At 37.3% G+C, this 18,858-nt stretch carries 17 protein-coding genes and 1 pseudogene; 4 read left to right on the plus strand and 14 right to left on the minus strand.

Annotated features, from left to right (window positions below):
• Window positions 1-516: 516 nt before the first annotated feature.
• Together J2Y67_RS10005 and ppsA are read left to right on the plus strand one after the other, a co-directional pair.
• Entirely contained in the window at window positions 517-1,191 is a 675-nt protein-coding gene (locus J2Y67_RS10005) for a MerR family transcriptional regulator (RefSeq protein ID WP_310173445.1), read from the plus strand.
• Window positions 1,192-1,410: 219 nt separating this feature from the next.
• Window positions 1,411-4,023 (plus strand): phosphoenolpyruvate synthase, encoded by a 2,613-nt coding sequence (gene ppsA / locus J2Y67_RS10010; protein ID WP_310173447.1) that lies wholly within the window; start codon window positions 1,411-1,413, stop codon window positions 4,021-4,023.
• Between the two features lie 232 nt (window positions 4,024-4,255).
• Here ppsA and J2Y67_RS10015 read toward each other — a convergent pair whose 3' ends face one another.
• From J2Y67_RS10015 to J2Y67_RS10055, 9 genes are all read right to left on the minus strand, one after another.
• On the minus strand, window positions 4,256-4,807 hold the full coding sequence (locus tag J2Y67_RS10015) for a DJ-1/PfpI family protein (protein WP_310173449.1): 552 nt from the start codon (window positions 4,805-4,807) through the stop codon (window positions 4,256-4,258).
• A gap of 206 nt (window positions 4,808-5,013) precedes the next feature.
• Entirely contained in the window at window positions 5,014-5,205 is a 192-nt protein-coding gene (locus J2Y67_RS10020) for a hypothetical protein (RefSeq protein ID WP_310173451.1), read from the minus strand.
• 828 nt (window positions 5,206-6,033) lie between these two features.
• Window positions 6,034-6,585, minus strand: a complete 552-nt coding sequence (locus J2Y67_RS10025) for a kinase (protein WP_310173703.1) — start codon at window positions 6,583-6,585, stop codon at window positions 6,034-6,036.
• Window positions 6,586-6,827: 242 nt separating this feature from the next.
• Complete coding sequence (locus J2Y67_RS27950; RefSeq protein WP_396954065.1) at window positions 6,828-7,121, minus strand: NAD-dependent epimerase/dehydratase family protein; 294 nt, start codon at window positions 7,119-7,121, stop codon at window positions 6,828-6,830.
• 16 nt (window positions 7,122-7,137) lie between these two features.
• Entirely contained in the window at window positions 7,138-8,208 is a 1,071-nt protein-coding gene (locus J2Y67_RS10035) for an aminoglycoside phosphotransferase family protein (protein ID WP_310173455.1), read from the minus strand.
• Between the two features lie 31 nt (window positions 8,209-8,239).
• Window positions 8,240-9,418, minus strand: coding sequence for a carboxylate--amine ligase (locus J2Y67_RS10040; RefSeq protein WP_310173457.1), 1,179 nt, complete (start codon window positions 9,416-9,418; stop codon window positions 8,240-8,242).
• 14 nt (window positions 9,419-9,432) lie between these two features.
• Window positions 9,433-10,731 carry a glycosyltransferase family 4 protein gene (locus tag J2Y67_RS10045; protein ID WP_310173459.1) on the minus strand — a complete coding sequence of 433 codons (1,299 nt, stop codon included), beginning with the start codon at window positions 10,729-10,731 and terminating at the stop codon, window positions 9,433-9,435.
• Window positions 10,728-11,384, minus strand: a complete 657-nt coding sequence (locus J2Y67_RS10050) for a PIG-L deacetylase family protein (RefSeq protein ID WP_310173461.1) — start codon at window positions 11,382-11,384, stop codon at window positions 10,728-10,730. The genes J2Y67_RS10045 and J2Y67_RS10050 overlap by 4 nt, the downstream gene beginning before the upstream one ends.
• Before the next feature lie 488 nt (window positions 11,385-11,872).
• Window positions 11,873-12,790 (minus strand): ketopantoate reductase family protein, encoded by a 918-nt coding sequence (locus J2Y67_RS10055; RefSeq protein WP_310173463.1) that lies wholly within the window; start codon window positions 12,788-12,790, stop codon window positions 11,873-11,875.
• A 240-nt stretch (window positions 12,791-13,030) separates the two neighbouring features.
• Between J2Y67_RS10055 and J2Y67_RS10060 the strand changes: the two genes are divergently transcribed.
• Window positions 13,031-13,237 carry a DUF3231 family protein gene (locus tag J2Y67_RS10060; protein WP_310173464.1) on the plus strand — a complete coding sequence of 69 codons (207 nt, stop codon included), beginning with the start codon at window positions 13,031-13,033 and terminating at the stop codon, window positions 13,235-13,237.
• Window positions 13,238-13,511: 274 nt separating this feature from the next.
• Here J2Y67_RS10060 and J2Y67_RS10065 read toward each other — a convergent pair.
• The 5 genes and pseudogenes from J2Y67_RS10065 to J2Y67_RS10085 form a co-directional block, all read right to left on the minus strand.
• Window positions 13,512-14,620: pseudogene (locus tag J2Y67_RS10065) on the minus strand (IS4 family transposase).
• Window positions 14,621-14,706: 86 nt separating this feature from the next.
• On the minus strand, window positions 14,707-15,420 hold the full coding sequence (locus J2Y67_RS10070) for an SDR family oxidoreductase (RefSeq protein WP_310173467.1): 714 nt from the start codon (window positions 15,418-15,420) through the stop codon (window positions 14,707-14,709).
• A gap of 32 nt (window positions 15,421-15,452) precedes the next feature.
• Window positions 15,453-16,004 (minus strand): NAD(P)H-dependent oxidoreductase, encoded by a 552-nt coding sequence (locus tag J2Y67_RS10075; protein WP_310173470.1) that lies wholly within the window; start codon window positions 16,002-16,004, stop codon window positions 15,453-15,455.
• Window positions 16,005-16,055: 51 nt separating this feature from the next.
• On the minus strand, window positions 16,056-16,667 hold the full coding sequence (locus J2Y67_RS10080) for an ester cyclase (protein WP_310173474.1): 612 nt from the start codon (window positions 16,665-16,667) through the stop codon (window positions 16,056-16,058).
• A 139-nt stretch (window positions 16,668-16,806) separates the two neighbouring features.
• Window positions 16,807-18,123, minus strand: coding sequence for an MFS transporter (locus J2Y67_RS10085; protein ID WP_310173477.1), 1,317 nt, complete (start codon window positions 18,121-18,123; stop codon window positions 16,807-16,809).
• 55 nt (window positions 18,124-18,178) lie between these two features.
• Between J2Y67_RS10085 and J2Y67_RS10090 the strand changes: the two genes are divergently transcribed.
• Window positions 18,179-18,517, plus strand: coding sequence for a winged helix-turn-helix transcriptional regulator (locus tag J2Y67_RS10090; protein WP_310173479.1), 339 nt, complete (start codon window positions 18,179-18,181; stop codon window positions 18,515-18,517).
• Window positions 18,518-18,858: the final 341 nt, after the last annotated feature.

Here is an 18,858-nt window from a genome sequence, read left to right on the forward strand (position 1 = left end):
TTGATGAATTTGTTCCTTTTGTTTTTTGTTTGGTTCTAATCGGAGTTTGAGCCCATAATGGCGTAGAATTTTACCTTCTTTAGCTAATTCTTCATTCTTTTCTTTGGTTGTTTTTCTTTTTGCCATTTGACTCACCTCTATTTGTTAAGAATATTTTACCAAAAACCAGAACACCTGTCCTGTAAAACACTTTTTATTTTCAAAAAAAATATGCCCTAACTCACGACTGAAGTCACGAGTGTGCGGGCATAAATCATCAAATTCATTCCGGTTTAAAATTCACTGCTAAATAAAAGATCTCCATATTCTTTCATTTACTTAACAATCTATTAACAAATTTGTTACTATATGATGGTTCGACAATTTTGTCAAGTTCCTCTTGTTATACTTTAAATAAATAGAATATTCGCAAATTAAATATTTGACTTTTAGACTGTTCATGGTGGTTGAATAAAAACGTTTATGATCAAGCACATGGGTCAAGTGAGCTATACCATTTTGCGGAGGTGACATGTTATGAGTGTAATGTATTCACCTAAAGATGTACAAAAATTACTTAAAATAAATAGCAATACTTTACGGAAATATGCGAATCACTTGGAAGAGCATGGGTATCCCATTCACCGTAATACTAGAGGACACAGAAGCTTTTTTGAAAAAGATGTGAATACGCTCCGCCAATTAATTGAATTCAGTAAGCAAGAAGGCATGACATGGGAACAGTCTGTTGAAGCCGTGATGGCCTGTGTTTCTGAAGAAATTAAATCGGATACCTCATCTGGACCGATACAAATAACGAATGACCGGGATGTGGAGCAGGATTTTCACCATAACGAGTTATTGGAGAATTTGGTTGAAGGAGAAATGATAGAGCTTTCAGAAGTAAATGAATCGAACAACGCAGCAGGAACGATAAAGATAACGAATGACAGGGATATTCAGCAGGATCGTAACCATCAAGAGCTATTGGAACGAATCGAACATTTGGAGCAAATAAACATGGATTTAATCAAACTTTTAAAGGAGAAGGCTGTACGGGAAGCTTCTCTGGAAGAAAAGCTTAATCACATCGTAAAGTTTGTAGATCGTTCAGAGCAATTGGTGGCAGAACGATATAAATTGATGGAAGAAGAAACCAGAATGCAGATTGCAGCCGCCCAGCAAAAGAAATGGTGGCAATGGTGGAAATGAGAAAAGTTGAACTCAGCATAACTTATAAAATTTTACCAAAACGCCTGATTTATTCTAAATTGGCGTTTTGTTGTCTTTATGGTATGCTCTAGCTATTTTTTTGAACTCTTCCTAATTTAATTATAGCATATAAAAAATGGTCAATATAGCCTTTTTATTCTCATTTACTACTGCTAAAATGCAATAGAACTTTAATGAGATTTGTTGGAGGGATATAGAATGGGTTCATTGGTTCTCGGTTTTCAGGAAATGGAAAAAACACAGCTTTTGCTCGTTGGCGGAAAAGGGTTAAATTTAGGGGAATTATCAAAAATTCAAGGAATACAAGTACCAGAAGGATTTTGCGTTACAACAGTAGGATTTCAAAAAGCCATCGACCAAAACGAAACATATCAAGCTTTGTTGGATCGACTAACAATGCTAAAAGTAGAAGATCGAGATCAAATTGGCGAAATTAGCAGGAAGATTCGACAAATCCTTATGGAAGTAGAAATTCCTTCCGATGTTGCGTGCGCAGTTGCTGACTACCTCTCCCAGTTTGGCGATGAACATGCTTATGCAGTGCGTTCTAGTGCAACTGCTGAAGATTTACCACATGCCTCTTTTGCGGGTCAACAAGACACCTATTTAAATATCATCGGAAAAGAAGCCATCTTGCAGCATATCAGCAAATGTTGGGCTTCCCTGTTTACGGATCGCGCTGTAATTTATCGAATTCAAAACGGATTTGACCATCGGAATGTTTGTTTATCCGTTATCGTTCAAAGAATGGTTTTCCCACAGGCTTCAGGGATTTTATTTACTGCAGATCCGATTACCTCTAACCGAAAGTTACTATCAATCGATGCCAGTTATGGGCTGGGAGAAGCACTGGTCTCTGGCTTAGTGACTGCGGATTGTTATAAAGTACAGGAAGATAAAATCGTCGATAAGATGATTGCAACCAAAAAATTGGCTATCTATGCACGAAAAGAAGGCGGAACAGAGACCGTGCCGATCGATCCAGATCAGCAAGAGACTCAAACACTTACTGAACAACAAATATTACAACTAGCACGGATAGGGAGACAGATCGAAGCTTATTTTGGTTGCCCACAAGATATCGAATGGTGTTTGGTTGATGATACATTTTATATTGTCCAGAGCCGGCCAATCACTACTCTTTTCCCCATCCCTGAAGCGAATGATCAAGAAAATCACGTCTATGTATCTGTCGGTCATCAACAAATGATGACTGATCCCATGAAACCACTGGGATTGGCTTTTTTCCTGTTAATAACTCCTGCACCCATGCGTAAAGCTGGTGGAAGGTTGTTTGTTGATGTCACACATCAACTGGCTTCACCCGCCAGTAGGAAAATTTTATTAAATGCCATGGGACAACACGATCCGCTCATGAAAGACGCACTTATGACTATAGTCGAGCGAGAAAATTTTATAAAATCGTTACCAGATGATGAAAAAATACAAAGTTCCAGTCAAAGCAATAATGGTAGATCTGTGGATTTTAAAACACAAATCGAAAACGATCCGACAATCGTTACAGAATTGATCAAGAGTAGTCAAACATCGATAGAAGAGTTAAAACAAAACATCCAAACAAAATCAGGATCGGATTTATTTGATTTTATTCTGGAAGATATCCAGCAATTAAAGAAGATATTATTTAACCCACAGAGCTCGGCTGTATTTATGGCAGCTATAGATGCCTCATCATGGATCAATGAAAAAATGGAAAAGTGGTTAGGTGAAAAAAACGTAGCAGACACGCTTTCTCAATCGGTACCAAACAATATTACTTCGGAAATGGGTCTAGCATTATTGGATGTCGCCGATGTGATTCGTCCTTATCCAGAAGTAATTGATTATTTAGAACATGTAAAAGATGATCACTTTTTGGATGAACTGGTTAGGTTTGAAGGTGGACAAAAAACCCGAGACGCAATCATAGCTTATCTCAACAAATACGGAATGAGATGTGCCGGAGAAATCGATATTACCAGAAGTCGTTGGAGCGAAAAACCAACTACACTTGTCCCCTTGATTCTGGGTAATATCAAAAACTTTGAGCCGAATGCTAGCAATCAGAAATTTGAGCGAGGGCTGCGTGCTGCCTTGAAAAAAGAACAAGAATTATTAGATCGCTTAAAGCAATTACCGGATGGTAAACAAAAAACCAAAGAGACAAAACGAATGATTAGCATCCTCCGGAATTTCATTGGGTATCGTGAATATCCAAAATACGGCATGATCAATCGCTACTTTGTTTATAAGCAGGCATTACTGAAAGAAGCAGAAAAACTCGTAGAAGCGGGCGTTATTCATGAAAAAGAAGATATATACTATCTTACTTTTGAAGAACTTGGCGAAGTCGTACGCACAAATAAACTGAATTACCCGATCATCAGCAAACGAAAAGACGAGTACAAATTATATGAAAAACTAACTCCCCCACGTGTGATCACGTCTGATGGTGATATCATTGCAGGTGCGTACAAACGAGAAAATCTTCCAGTCGAAGCGATTGTAGGTCTACCTGTTTCTTCCGGAGTTATAGAGGGACGCGCCCGTGTCATCTTAAACATGGAAGATGCTGATCTAGAAGTTGGAGATATATTAGTCACCTCCTTTACTGACCCTAGCTGGACACCATTGTTTGTATCCATAAAAGGCTTAGTCACCGAAGTTGGCGGACTAATGACCCATGGAGCAGTGATCGCACGTGAATATGGCTTACCAGCAGTTGTCGGAGTGGAGAATGCTACCAAACTGATAAAAGATGGGCAACGAATTCTTGTCAATGGAACTGAAGGGTATATCGAAATATTGTAATGGCTGAATATGTCCAGAATTAATTAGTAGCACCGCTCCAGTGAATACCAGAGCGGTGTCTCACAATTTTCCATTGGGACAAAAAGTTGAGGCCAACTTTATTTATGGTCCAGGCTTAAAAAATGATAGTTTTTATGAATGTAAAAAGAGTCAAAATACGCAAGTAGTGAAAAAAACTTGCATATTTTAGACTCTTTATTTTTATTCCTTATAGTGTATATGCACCCTATAGTCATTTTTTTAATTGTTTTATGAATTCTCTCATGAAGCCTGGCAGATCTGGCCATGCATGTCCGGATATTAGGTTTCCTTGTACGTGGAGATGATTTTCTATATATTTTGCTCCCGCTGCTTCTACGTCTGGTTTACAGGCTATATAGGCAGTCAACTCACGCCCTTCCATGTATTGGCGGACGGTTGTTAAAATCAGACTGGCATGGCAAATGGCAGCTACTGGTTTATTCGCTTCAAAAAAATGCGCAACAATCCTCGGAACGTTTTCATTTAAACGAATATATTCGGGTGCTCTTCCTCCCGGGATAATTAACCCGTCATATTCCTCCGGATTGACATCATCAAATGCGAGGTTTGCCTCAATCAAGTAACCTTTGCTTTCCGTATAAGTATCCCAACCAATAAAATCATGTACCACTGTTTGAAGTTTCTTCACGGATGGAGCGGCAATTTTTACGTCATATCCTTCTTCTAAGCAGCGAAAATACGGGTAATAAATCTCTAAAGCCTCAACAGCATCCCCTGCTAAGAGTAGTATTTTTTTCGTCATTAGTTCATTCCTCCTACAATATTGGTCAAATCACCATTATTTATATATTCGTAATTCAACCTATTATTTCCTCTTTTTAAATATTATTGAAAGTAAATTAAAACGGATAAATAGGAACCGAAAATAAAAAAAATCTGCCAGAGTTCTATGGCAGATTTTTAAATTAAAAAGTCAATTTAACAAGTACTATTTCCTCGCTGGACAAATTACTTTGCCCACAAAAAATCCAAGAAATCTAAATACTCGCTCAATTGTGTAGTACTCATATTGTCTAAATCTCTTGGTTTTAATCCAAACTCAACTTCGCTTTGTTTAATAAATTCTCGATATGTTTGTGTTTTTATAGAATCCAATTCAATCTCACAAATACGACTATCCAAATTTATTTTTGCTAACATTTTCAACCTCCCTTTCCATCGCAATTTTCAACAAATACCCCCACTGATCTTAAGTAAGTTACAAAGTAAGTAGTGGGAATCGTTTTATGATGGGAGTTGTCAGCTCTTTTCAACCTTTATAAGCGTCAATATGTCGCTTTTTCTTAGTGAGCTATATGGATTATAAATGTATTTTCCAATTTTTGTATAACGCAACCTATAAATAGTGAAAACTAATATCAGAGCAAAGCGATAAAATCCTTCTTAGTAAACAACCACCATGAAATGCTTTGCTCCAATAATTTGATAAAATGGCGAATATCCAAGATATACTATCTCGGATTAAATTTTCTGTATTCAAATACTGACCTTCAATGCGTATGATTATAATTAAGATCTTCAATTTTTACGTATGCCGAAAGAAATCCAGGCTTGTTTAATTAGTGATATTTACTAAAAGCAACATATTTTGCGCCATTCCACTACTTCAACGAACCTTCCTTCAGTAGATGAAGACATCAGGATTAAACATTTTTAATACCAAAATATAATCCTACTATTTAAATATCATGTTGATAATTTATCATATTATTTTGAAATACTTTTGAATGGACATGTTAATCAGATGAAAAGCGGATTTTATCAGCCTCAAGGTATATACACATATGCTACCTTGTTAAAAAAAAATGAATATGGGTTAGGACCAATTGATATTCTAAATTTACACTAGAAATATTTCGCACAACTATCCTGCACCGTTAAAAAAAGTGGGGTTCACTTAGAACAACCCACGAAGAAAATATCCATCGATATCAATGATAAAAATTGGAGAGGATAGGGTCTAAGTAATCAGTCGGCTAGTCCCTTCCATTCTTTGTAAAGAGACGGACGAAGAATTTTTACATGCTTCATAAATTCATTTAAATATCCAATCTTACTTAAATCCTTTAGTAATCTTACAGGGACATCAGTTTTTCTTCTAAATGCTCTTTTGTGGTCAATAACCTTTAATTCTCCTGATTCATTAACGAAAATATGACGGATCTGTGTATCTTGTCTCGTAAAACAAATTCTTTTGAATTCATCCAGCATGAATAAAAGTTTTTGAGCGGTTGGTTCGGTTAACTGTTTTTCATTTTTTAGATAATGTCTGAGAGATGGCCCGTTAATATACTCCATGACAATATAGTTTTTACCATACTCGTAGAGCCTCGGAATAACTGAAGATGATTTACCTGCCTGGTATGCAAATAATTCATTCTGAAAAGTTTCTTCCTTCTCAAAGATTTTTACACATTTCTCAGGCGTTAATTGAAAAATAGACCCGTCACTCCCCTTCCCAATTTTTTTATACTCGCCTAAGTCTTCAATAAAAACCCACCCTTTATTCCTAGTAACAATGTCTTCAAATTTATTCAAATCGTATCCCCTCTTCCATAATTTATCATCCACTATTCATAATGGTTTATAATATTTGAGAGTTTCCCTTAATCCAGTATTCAAATCAAAGGCCGGCTCCCAGTTCAAAAGTTTTATAGCTTTTGAATTATCTAATTGGCTATACCGAATATCTCCTTTTTTTTCAGTCATAAAAATGGGCGGGGGCCATAAACATTCGCATATCTTAATATGGTGTAGGGAATTTAATAAATACTGTTAAAGGTCTGAATATACAATTCTGAAGTGTATTTTGAATTACCGTAAAAGGATTTAGTTTGAATAGGGGATGTCTCCTTTATACTTCGGTCATCCTGTTCGCCATATACGGCACAGGAAGAGGAAAAAATGAATTTTTTTACGTTGAACTTATGGCAACAGGTAAGTAAGCGAATCGTACCAAGGATATTTTGTTTTGCATCTTCTACCGGATCCTTTATGGACCTGGCAACATCTACTTGGGCAGCAAGATGAATAACGACCTCCGGTTTTTCCTTTATAGTATTATTTGGGCAATTAGATTAACCCTAGTTCCTCTCCCCAAACCACAATTTTCTCCAGATATCTTTTTAAAAGTGCACTTTTTTGTCCGTTAAGTGCTCTATTTAAATGTTTAGCGAGTTTTTTCTCTAATGTTCTTTGCAAATACGCCATTTTTAATAGGTTTAATGGGTCTTCCTTAAAGTGGATTCCATACTTTTTCATTTCCTCCGTATATAAATGCACGCAGCGAGTTCGGATTTCCTCCTCCTTTTTTTGCCAATCCCAGCGAAAATCAATTAATAATTCAACAAGAATCACCAGATCATACCAGCATGGCGCGTATTTTACTGACTCCCAATCTATTAATTGAATATCCCATTCTCCGTCGTCACTTGCGTTTTTACAACAAATATTATGAACGTGGAGATCACCGTGAATAAGACACTGTCCGGCTTCGATAATTTCTGGGAAGAAAAGAGGACCTTTTTTCAATATTTTTTGAATGGCGTCATATTTTGGTTCAACTAATTCTTTTAATTTTGGGTCGATCATTGCTTGATCGAGGTACTTTCTAGTTTTTTCTAAATATTCCACTCTCTCTTTTCTTTTATCTGGCGAATCAAATTGGGGAAGAGAGATATCAAAAAGGTCTGAGTGCTGCAAAGATCGATTTCCAAAGGTTCGGGCATGAAATTTTGCGATAGTAGGAATAATTAGTTCCAAATGATGTGGTGCAAGTTTTATTTGCCCCCTTAGCGGCTTAACAAATTCAGTAACCATCCAAATTTCTTTACTACTTTCATTTGGTTCAAGCCAATACATTTTCGGCATATATTCATGGTAAAAAAGATAAGCCTTTGTATACATATTGATTTCTACCATATGATTTTCTTTTAGCGGCAATTTGAAGATTTTTAGAACAATTGGAAAGTATTCAGAACCATCTGTCATTACCAGCTTCCAAATACTTGTCTTTTCCCGTGAATTTTTTAGGTTTTCTATTTGATCTTGTATTAAATAGACCGATTTACCAAATGCTTTTGATAATTTTTTATCCCATTTGAATTGCTGCCACTGGAGAACAACTTCTTCTATATGGTTCAATGGTATGTTACCCCTTTAACTATTAGATTTTTCAACGTCTTCCCCATAGGTTTCGAATGTGGGAAATAAAACTACGAATAAAAGGAAGCGGATCATACAAGGAAAATAGGGCCTCTACCTTCTTTCCGGACAGACTTTTCATCCACCCAAAGAACGTCATCTCACCATTTCTTTTTTTCTGACGGAAGGATAGAAAATCTCGGACGAAATAAACCCACTTTATTCCTTCTTTTTGTTTTAGAACAGGAGATGGATTTTGGTCGGTAAGCGATAAATAGTACAAGTAGGCCAAATTAACACCTATAGAACTCGATAATGCTTGGGTTAGTCCAATTCTTGGATTTATTTCAATAAATTTTAATTGGCCATCTCTTGGATCTCTTTTAAATTCAGCAATCGCTAAGCCTTTAAACTGTATTTTTTTGAGAAAAGGTATAGCTGTCTGAATGACTTCTTCGTTTCGTTTACTTAGAACAAGAGCGGAGGATCCATAGTGCGGAGGAAATTGGTGTAATTTTTGGTTCATCCATAACCCAATTAAGTTCATCTGATCATCAAAAAACGTTTTAATAGAATAAATGCTATTGTCCTCTCCAGGAATTATCTCCTGAATCATTAACTCCCCAAAGGAACGGTAAAAAAGATACTCCTCCCATAGTTTGGAGGCATGTTGCACTACAATCGCTTTTTTATACAATCGCGTGTCAATATGTGAACGAAAATAGGAAGAATGAATGGGCTTTAATATACAAGGGAATGTAATTTGGTCGATGATTTGCTTAAGTTGCTTTTCATCCTGGATAGCGAAGGTTTTAGGACAGGGGAGGTTTGATTTGACGGCTAGTTCATACGTTAATCGTTTATCTAAGACTGCTTTAACTAGTGAATGTTCTGGCAGCAGAAATTTATAGTTTTGTGATAAGACGTATCTATTTTTAGATATAAAATAGACAAAATCGTCGGATCCAGCATACAAGACCGCTTTTTTGCCCAGATTTCGTGACAAATTCGCTAAAAATTTTAGCAGCTCATCTTCCTCCGAAACAGGACTTGGACATATACCACAGCTGGCATATCGAGTTTTACCAATTTTATATTTTCCCTCCGTATCATACGCATAAACCTGAATTCCTTGTTTTGCAAGACTCCGAACTATACCAATACCCGTTGCACTCAAATCAAATACAACTGCAGGAATGTCATTTCGCATGGATTCTTCTCCTTTCATAATAATGATCGGTAGATTTTATCTATTTCTTTAACCATATTAGTGACCGTCAATTGTTCATCAGCAAAATTCTTGGCTTGCTTAGCAAGTCTTATTCTTAACAATTGATTCTGCACGAGCAATAACAATTTTTCGGCTAGCTGCTTAGGATTAGCAGGTTCAATAATAAGTCCGGTATAATTGTCTTGAATGATTTCTGGGATTCCCCCCACATTTGTTGCCAGAATAGCCTGCCTAGCAAACATTGCCTCAATAATCGAGATTGGTAGTGTATCACTAATGGTTGGCTGAACAAATATGTCGGATTGCCTAAGTAATTTGGGTATATCGTTTCTACTCCCTAAAAAGTAAACATTCTTTAATTTAAGCTCCCGAATTTGATTTTCAAGCTCCTCTCGCATCTCTCCATCACCAACAATCCGCACCTCTACATTATATAAATCGTCTTTAAGAAGAGATAGCGCTTCGAATAAATACTTATGCCCTTTACGCGGGCGAAGGCGTGAAACACAGGTTATAATTATTTTGTTTTGTCCATTCTGAAATTTCTTAACCTCAAAATCGATTCCTGTGTAAACCGTGGTCATGCTGCTGTTTTTGGCCCCTAATTTTTTTAAAATCGGTCGAAAGGCATCACAAAGAATAATCAGTTGATTTGCATTTTTAATAGCTTGTTCGTCAATAGTGGAAAAATAACGTTCTTCAATTGACCCCTTTTCAATTAAATTAAACTTCAGTTTGGAATGAGTCATAAATCCATGCGGGGTAAATAGAATCGGTTTTTGAGAAGCCTCATTTAATGTTCCTAATACATTGCAAGTGAACCGATCCTGGGCATGAATGATATCATATTTACTGAAATCCACATTCATTAGCATCATTTTATAAAGAGAAAGATTGCATATATTGATAAGGATTTTTTGGCTTACAGTGCCGTAGCGGTCTAGAAAAAATTTTTTGAACTGATCTTTCATATCGGAATAGATCCCTTTTGTTTCTTCGATCGGAAACTGCTCTGGTGAAAAAACATCTACCAGATACCCTAATTTTTCCAATCCGTCTTTAAGATTAGCAATATAGTTTTGCAAACCTCCAATAACATGATAGTCCCAAAAGGTCGTAATTAGGATTCGAAGCTTTTTGTTTTGCTTTTTACCTTCGGGTGCATTACCTTTCTTCATTATTGGTTTATCCACAAAATTTGAAGCTACACCGTAATATTGATCCATGGCTGCGATTAGATAAGGGAAATGAGCAGGAAGTGGGGGCAAATCAACGAATTTTGCTTTGGTCATTTCCATACCCTCCTAATGATTTCAAAGGCTTCTGCATATTCTACACCAACGGTCATTCCTCGAACACGAGCTAAATATTGTACACCTTCATATGAACGCGGATGAGGAAATGGCCTCATTTCTACGTCATAATGCTTTAAAGATTTAATTTTTTCATCAATGGTGTCTGTTATATCGACAAAATAATTTGGTTTAAATTCTTTGTCATTCGTATGCTGGCTCCATTCACTCGAAGACACGGTTTCAAAACAAAGGATTTCCACCGACCTTTTTCCAGGCAGCGGCCGTGCAGCCGTTAACACAGATTGAAACAAAATTTGATGGTCACGATTCGTATCACCATAATGATGGGTAAAAATAATAGATGGATCATACTTAGCCAATAAGGCTTCAATCGATTTATTGATATCATGAAGAGGTATGGTTTCTAATAATAGATTGGGAAAATCCAAAAACAATACCTCTTCCACCCCTATTTGCTTGTTTGCTTTTAACATGAATGGTTTGATGTGATGCTCCTCTTCCTTTCTTCCTTTGGCGACAATAACGGAAATGACTCTATAGCCATTATTCACTAGCTTTTTTATCGTCCCGCCGCTTCCAAGAATTTCATCATCCGGATGAGCCGCAATCACTAGTACATTCTTACTCATTAAACACATCAACTCCAGAAAAAATCCTTTAAAGGAGTATATGAATATAATTTTTTTATGAACTGGACAAATGTTGAAAAATGACAAAAATAGGAATGTAATTCAAAGAATTATGCATTTCATAAATTATATATTCCTCAAATTGTATGAAGTTAAAAGTAAAAAAGGATGAGCAGGATAATGTAAACCTTTATTCATCTTTAAAACGTTCTTACTAACAATCTGTATAGTGGACACTCGTTTTTTCCAAAAAGAAGAGACCTTGAAGGGGATTTAGTCTTTCAAGGTCTTGTTTTACAAGGCTATTTTCGCATAGATTGTTGTTTTTCGTATAAGTTCATCAACCCGTATAACTATATGCTTCGTGGCATCTTTTCGTATGAATATTTGCAAAAATTGCCTACAAACTTAGTATATGGACCTTATTAAACCCCAAAAGCAACAAAGTTTACGAAAAAAGCCTTTACAAATTAGTTAATTTAATTTCATTATAGATTCTGTTTTTCATAAACTTTTAAATTGGCAAAAACGGCTTCTAATACTGGCGTGGAAATTTGTTCACTATGAGCAATCCCTAGTAAATAGCCATGCAAATGGTCTGCCTCCACAGGCAGTGATTTTTCCATATCCCTTTGCATCGATGATTTCATGAAATAAGCTAAACTTTCCATTTGTTTCATTAATTGCGTTTCAATTCTCTCGGGAAGTGGAGCGTTGATTCGATGCATGATAGAGACAATTTCATTTATTAGCTGGGCTACTACGGCTTTTCCGGCTGCTTGTTCAAGGATTGGTCCAATCGGTGCTCTCATTAACGTTGTAATCCCCGACATGGTTGAAATAAATAAATATTTATTCCATAAATCCAGTTTGATGTTCTCACTTAAGCGATACCCAACCTTCGACCCATTAAAAGCATCTTCAATTTTTACTACCCGATCTGACCGTTCCCCTGTCCGCTCACCAAATACTAAATCATGCTTCTCACTCGTTTGTATAATCCTACCCTGTTGATCGAGGGTGGTTTCGATAAAGCAAAGACCACCGATAATCCGCTCTTCCCCAAACTTTTCTATCAATTTTTCAATATGTAGTATACCGTTTAACAATGGCAGGATGACAGTTTCTGGACCAACATATGGTTGAATGCTCTCAATTGCTCCCTCAAGATGATAAGCTTTTGTCGATAATAGAATGACATCAAATGAACCTGCTTCCGCACCAGCTAATATCGTATTAGGACTAAGGATTACATTTCCATGAATACTCTCGATGACAAGTCCTGTTTCTTCTAATTGCTTTTTTCTTCCCTCGCGGACCAAAAAGGTAACGTCCTCCCTTTTTTCCAGTAGCCGTCCACCAAAATAACCACCGACTGCACCTGCACCCACAACTAAAAATCTCATGTAAAACTCCCCTTTCTAACTTCTATAAATCTAGTATAAGGGAATTTTCCCTGGGATAAATGGCGAAAAATCAAAATAGCAGGAATCCCCTGCTATTTTTACGAAATTAGTTTGCAGCTAAGTCAAATTCCGTTTCCTGTCCACACTTCAAGAAGTTCTTGAAAAAGAAAATATTCCATATCAGCATCAGGTGACTTTAAAATTTCCAATGTAGAAATGTCTCCGTTCTCCGATATATTAATGTTGTTTTTTGTAAATACTTGTCTGGGAATCTTCTGTTTCGCGATGATAAGTCAGGCTATGACTTCCAGTTTAAGAACGGATATTATTTCTAAATTAGATAAGATATCTGACGATATGAAAAAGTTTTACGGACTAGGTATACTTTTAGCGATAAAAGAAAAATGGTTTGAACAACCTCCTAAAGCAGTAAATAGAAGAGTCTAGTTGGATAATAGTACTTTATGTTATAGACATAGCTCAAAACCGCCCCTATTTATTGGACGGTTCAACCTAAATTCTAAAAAAGAACAATAATATTTAAAACCTATCCTCACTTTTATGTATTAGGGGTAGCGTCACATACCCATCAAGCTAACAGCACTGAAAAAATAAATGTAATAAAATGAATTTTTTTCGCCTAAACTTCCGGCATTCAAAATGATTATTAGATATATTTAAATAAGCCTTCACAGACTTTATTTTTTAAAATTCCATTATTCTACGCAGTAGCACGAGATTTCTGTGTACATTCATATACCACACCCAATATATCAAAGACTGTTTTCTTCTCGTATCGATGAGCCTTTCTCCCGTTTTTCTGTAGGAGGGTAAACAGGCGAAAGTGCATTGGTTGTGTATACATTTATCGCACTCAATCGTTTACTCCGTTCCTTCATAACAATTCCTTTCTTTTTCTCCTTTAACGCTTGATTTTTCCACCGTTTTCTTGTTTGTTCATCCGTTAGTCTGTGGATAATGACTCTAGCTGGCAATTTTTGATACTGCCCGATGTAAGCGTCAGATATTTCATAGGTTTGCCCCGGTTTTAATTGATTCATAAATTCTTCCAAATCTAATAGAATATACTCCGTTTGCTTTTTGACTGTTTCATTTTTGAAGTATTCGGGGTCAGGATTTCTCTGATAAATTCGAGTATTTAATTTTAAGCGAGAGATATAATAAGCTCCATTCTCATCTATTTGATGGAGATCTTTCAGGTCGAAATAACCTAAATCTCGTATACATAAATCACCTGTTTGTACGGTTTGTAATCAGGTGGAACCGTAGGTTCGATCATTTTGTTTACCTGGTCCTGAGTGAACGTGCATAAATTGACCACTAAGAAGATCATATTCTAATTGAATCTTTACGCCAGCTGTATGACTACTCCCTTCAGATCCTTGATAAGCTGAGGCAAACACATCTGGAAGTTGGAAAGTAGTAGAATCCAAGATTCGTATTCGGTGAAAACGAGTAGCATAACGATAAGGAAGAATCTTAGAGGAATAGAGCTTTTGAGTAAAACAAGGAAGTGAATACATGTCGTAAAATCTTGACTGCGGATGGATTAAATCGTTGGTTGAGTCCTTCAGGACTAATCAAGATACCCGTTGAAGATTCTAGACAACTACATAGTTGTGTTAATGAAGTATGAGCTACTTTTTGGCTCAACCATACGCATAAAGCAACCAAGTCTTGTGCTCGGTACTTACTTTTTCGTTGAACAAATCCTATCTTCTTAGCTAGTTGTTCTAGGGCTTGTGGCGACATATATCGGTGTAATTCCTGTGAAAAAAGGTAAAGCTCCTCAGAGATGGAAAGATTCATAAAAAAACACCATCCTTTCGTATAGTTCTACAAAAAGAATAGCGTTTTTCTTGTTTAGTGGAAATGATTTTTCCTCAGCTGCTGGCTTAAGCTAAAATGTGACCGCCTTCTACATGAAGAACGGTTCCAGTCACGAAACTATTTTGTAGCAAGTATAGTACGCCTTGTGCAACATCTTCAGCTCTTCCTATTCGTTTCACAGGAAGTTTGTTTTCAACAGTAGCATAGAAATTATTACGAGCTTCTTCTGGCATTTTGCTACGGGAAGGTGTATCAATTATACCGGGTGAAACGATGTTCACTCGGATCGGAGCAAGTTCTAATGCCAAGGTCTGTCCTAGATTCGAAACGGCCGCATTGACTGCCCCTAGAATTGACGAACCGACCATCGATTTGTAGGCTACAACCCCAGAGAATAAAATGATTGATCCGTTTGGTAAAATTTTCGGAGCACCGTATTTCGCTACATAATATTGTCCCCAAAATTTGTTTTCAAACAGTTGTCGGGCTTGGGCTGTATCCGTTTGGAGGAATGATCCGCTGGATGTTTCTGCCGCGCTTACCACAAGATGATCGAACTGGCCGACTTTTTCAAAGAAGGACTGAACTTGCTGTTCTTGTGTTGTATCTAGTGTATAAGCCGTAGCTCTAACTCCTAGTTGCTCTTTTGCATTCCGTAATTTATCTTCGGAACGGCTCGCAATGATTACTTCTGCCCCTTGGGCTATTAGCTGTTTAGCTGATTCTAAACCAATCCCAGAGCTTCCACCGATAATTACAACTTTTTTATCTTTTAACATGTTTTTACCTCCCTATGGGTTTACTTAATAGATTAAAAATTCAATACCTTTTGCAAATGTATATCAAGTTCGGATACAAACTTTTCAACCTTCGGATTTTTGATTACATCATAGCAAGTAAAACTCTTTAAAGGTTTCATTCCGAGGAATTTCTGTATACGATGTAAATGGCTTAATGCATCTTCTAAGCTGCTCCCTTCAAAAAATTGACTTGGATCGTTAAATGCTTTTTCAGGAGCATTCCAGGTAGTCGAAAACATATATTTCTTTTCGGTCAATAAACCGCCTCTTCCATACTGATCAGCACCCTTAAAAAATAAACCATAAGCATAAACTTCATCCATATACGTCTTCAGTAAGCCTGGAACACTAAACCAATAGATAGGTGTTTGATAAATAACAATATCAGCCCATAAAAATTTTTTTTGCTCTTCTTCGATTTTATATCCGTTTTGAATAATTGTAGTTTTTATATTGTTCTTTTCACTTAACAAACTGACCATCTTGTCCATCAAGGTTTGGTTCAAATTCCCCTTTGCTGAACTATATTTCTGATGACCGTTAATAATAAGTATATTTTTCATCTTTTTTCTAGCTCCTTTAATTCTGTAGTCTCTTTAAAAACCCTTAGGTGTTCAATTTTCAGATACTACTCCCAGCTGTTGCATTAATGTAAGATTATCCTCTAAGTGCCAATCCTCAACGATTTTTCCATTACTGAAATGCAAAATATCAATGGCAAAGAAATGAACAGGCTTCCCTGTTGGCGTTTTTCCCATAAACTTACCCTTGTAGGTCCCGGTGAATGAGAGACGAGCAGTCACCTTGTCAGCGGATACCAATAAATCCTCAATAGTACACTGTAAATCAGGAACAGCTTTACGAAAGTTGCTAGAAGCGAAGAGTAGTCCCTTCGGACCTTGAGGTCTTCCCTTCGGCAGTGTGTTGTCGAAGAAGCTGGAGGCAACAGCTTGTGAAATAAGATCTTCATTGCCAGTATTCCAGAATCCGTAGAAACGTTGGGCTGTTTGAACCATGGCCGTAGCTTCTTTTGATTTCAATGACGAATCTATTGTCATAGATTTTGGTTGAGGTAAATCCTTTAATAGTTGAATTTCCGCATGAGCTGTTTTAGCAGGTTCATAGTCAGTGTTGGTCTTAGTACATGCGGCTACCATGATTATTGCCCCAAGGACAATAGTAATATTAACTATCGACCGGAATGTTCTTTTTTGTAAGCCCATCATTTTTTCTCCTCAAATGTATTAATACAGGATGCGAATCATGCTCCCTAAGTGGCGACTTGCAATGAAAGCCCCCAAGGAAATAAGACATTGTACCTTTTTCTAAATTAACACACCTCTTTTCTCCATCAATGATGCAGCTCTACTCAAGCTCAGCGGATGAAGTATATGGTGCCTCTCCTCGATCCAAGGACCAGCTGAACAACGTAACCAAGAGACCGGCAACGGTAACCAATGCAGCTACCCACAACACAGCGTGAAGACCCGGTCCATGGTCGATTACCCAACCGCCCAGAAAAGCTCCTCCGGCATTGGCCAGATTAAAAGAGCTAATGTTCAATGCAGAAGCGATGTTCGGTGATTCTTTTGCTTTCGACAATACGCGCATTTGGAAAGTAGGAACTATCGCAAAGGATGCAATTCCCCAGACAAAAACCGTAACAACGGTAGCGAATTTAAAGGAGCTGGTTAGAGTGAATACCACCAAAACGGCAGCTAAGAGTGCCAGCATCCCAGCGAGGGAAGGCATCAGTTTCCAATCTGATAGCTTACCTCCAATCGCATTGCCGATTGTCATTCCTATGCCGAATATAAGTAGTATCGGGGTGACTGCACCTGAGTCGAATCCCGTGATATCCGTCAATATAGGAGTAATGTACGTAAAGACCGTGAATACACCGCCGAACCCTAGCGCCGTCATGAGTAAAGCAAGCAATACCTGTTTGTTACGAACGACGCGGATTTCTTGAAGATAATCCAAGATAACCTCTCCTTGGATACGTGGAACGAGCCAAGCAATCCCGATAAGAGATACGATACCTAGAACCGTTACAATCCAAAATGTAGCGCGCCATCCCCACATTTGCCCGATGAAAGTTCCAAATGGGACACCAAGAATATTAGCCAAAGTGAGACCAGCAAACATCATTGCAATGGCGCTTGCTTGTTTTTCACGAGGAACGAGACGGGTTGCCACGATAGAGCCAACACCGAAGAACGTGCCGTGCGCAAAGGAAGAAAGGACGCGGGCGGTCATCAGAACTTGATAATTGGGAGCTACAGCTGCCAGTAGATTTCCTGCAACGAAGATCAGCATCAAACTGAACAGCAGCGACTTACGTGACAAATGTCCGGTAAATGCGGTGATAATTGGACCGCCGATTGCGACACCTAGCGCGTAGCCGGTAACCAATAACCCTGCTGCGCTTAATGTAATATTTAAATCGTTTGCTACATCCGGAAGAATCCCCATGATGACGAACTCTGTGGTACCGATAGCAAAAGCACTGATTAAGAGTGCAATGAGCGCTAACGGCTGTTTGTTTAGTTGATTTCTCACACTAATTTTAATCACCTCCTCAATATAGGGATGGAATAATAGGTTCACCGATATTATATATGTAGTAAATTTATTTATGGAAGTAGTGATATTTAATTCATTAAGTTTCCAAAAATACACTATTGTGATATGATAAGGTAAATTAGTCGAAAAAATTTTTGAGAGGAAGTTTCAGATGAGTGTTATTGAGCCGGTCGTGCTGACCAAAGGGGCACCAGGTGAGCCTTGCCCCATTGCTAAAACGCTTGACGTGATTGGGACTAAATGGACCTTTTTAATTATTCGTGATCTGCTTATTGAAGGAACGATGCGATTCAGCGAGCTATTGAAATCAATGAATGGAATTAGCCCTAAAACACTTTCACTTCGTCTTAAGGAACTAGAAGATCATGGGATATTGAAAAGAAAGGTATTTCCAGAGGTTCCTCCTCGTGTGGAATATACGTTAACCGAAAAAGGAAAACGATTGGAAAGTATTTTCATTGAATTAAAAAAATTTGGATTAAATTTATAAAGGCTCTTTTCGTAAACTTTGTTGCTTTTGGAGCTTAATAAGGTTCATTTACTAAGTTTGTAGGCAATTTTCGCAAATATTCATACGAAAAGATGCCACGAAGCATATAGTTATACGGGTTGATGAACTTATACGAAAAACAACAATCTATGCGAAAATAGCCTTTATAAAAGATTAAATATAGATCATTCTTTAAATTTAGGTAAGTTAATTATGATCCATTTCAGAAATGCTTTGATTATGGAGGACAATCGAATCAGCTATGGATAGTTAATTCTAGCAGACGAATTTAATGACTCGGCTGGGTGTGAAAGTTCAAGCTGAAATCGAGGGTACCCATT

The organism is Neobacillus niacini (assembly GCF_031456445.1).
Classification (GTDB): domain Bacteria; phylum Bacillota; class Bacilli; order Bacillales; family Cytobacillaceae; genus Neobacillus; species Neobacillus niacini_I.

Coding starts and splice junctions, on each gene's coding strand:
- J2Y67_RS10005 (WP_310173445.1), top strand. CDS start 517: ATGAGTGTAATGTATTCACCTAAAGATGTACAAAAATTACTTAAAATA.
- ppsA (WP_310173447.1), top strand. CDS start 1,411: ATGGGTTCATTGGTTCTCGGTTTTCAGGAAATGGAAAAAACACAGCTT.
- J2Y67_RS10015 (WP_310173449.1), bottom strand. CDS start 4,807: ATGACGAAAAAAATACTACTCTTAGCAGGGGATGCTGTTGAGGCTTTA.
- J2Y67_RS10020 (WP_310173451.1), bottom strand. CDS start 5,205: ATGTTAGCAAAAATAAATTTGGATAGTCGTATTTGTGAGATTGAATTG.
- J2Y67_RS10040 (WP_310173457.1), bottom strand. CDS start 9,418: ATGCGAAATGACATTCCTGCAGTTGTATTTGATTTGAGTGCAACGGGT.
- J2Y67_RS10045 (WP_310173459.1), bottom strand. CDS start 10,731: ATGACCAAAGCAAAATTCGTTGATTTGCCCCCACTTCCTGCTCATTTC.
- J2Y67_RS10050 (WP_310173461.1), bottom strand. CDS start 11,384: ATGAGTAAGAATGTACTAGTGATTGCGGCTCATCCGGATGATGAAATT.
- J2Y67_RS10055 (WP_310173463.1), bottom strand. CDS start 12,790: ATGAGATTTTTAGTTGTGGGTGCAGGTGCAGTCGGTGGTTATTTTGGT.
- J2Y67_RS10060 (WP_310173464.1), top strand. CDS start 13,031: ATGTTGTTTTTTGTAAATACTTGTCTGGGAATCTTCTGTTTCGCGATG.
- J2Y67_RS10070 (WP_310173467.1), bottom strand. CDS start 15,420: ATGTTAAAAGATAAAAAAGTTGTAATTATCGGTGGAAGCTCTGGGATT.
- J2Y67_RS10075 (WP_310173470.1), bottom strand. CDS start 16,004: ATGAAAAATATACTTATTATTAACGGTCATCAGAAATATAGTTCAGCA.
- J2Y67_RS10080 (WP_310173474.1), bottom strand. CDS start 16,667: ATGATGGGCTTACAAAAAAGAACATTCCGGTCGATAGTTAATATTACT.
- J2Y67_RS10090 (WP_310173479.1), top strand. CDS start 18,179: ATGAGTGTTATTGAGCCGGTCGTGCTGACCAAAGGGGCACCAGGTGAG.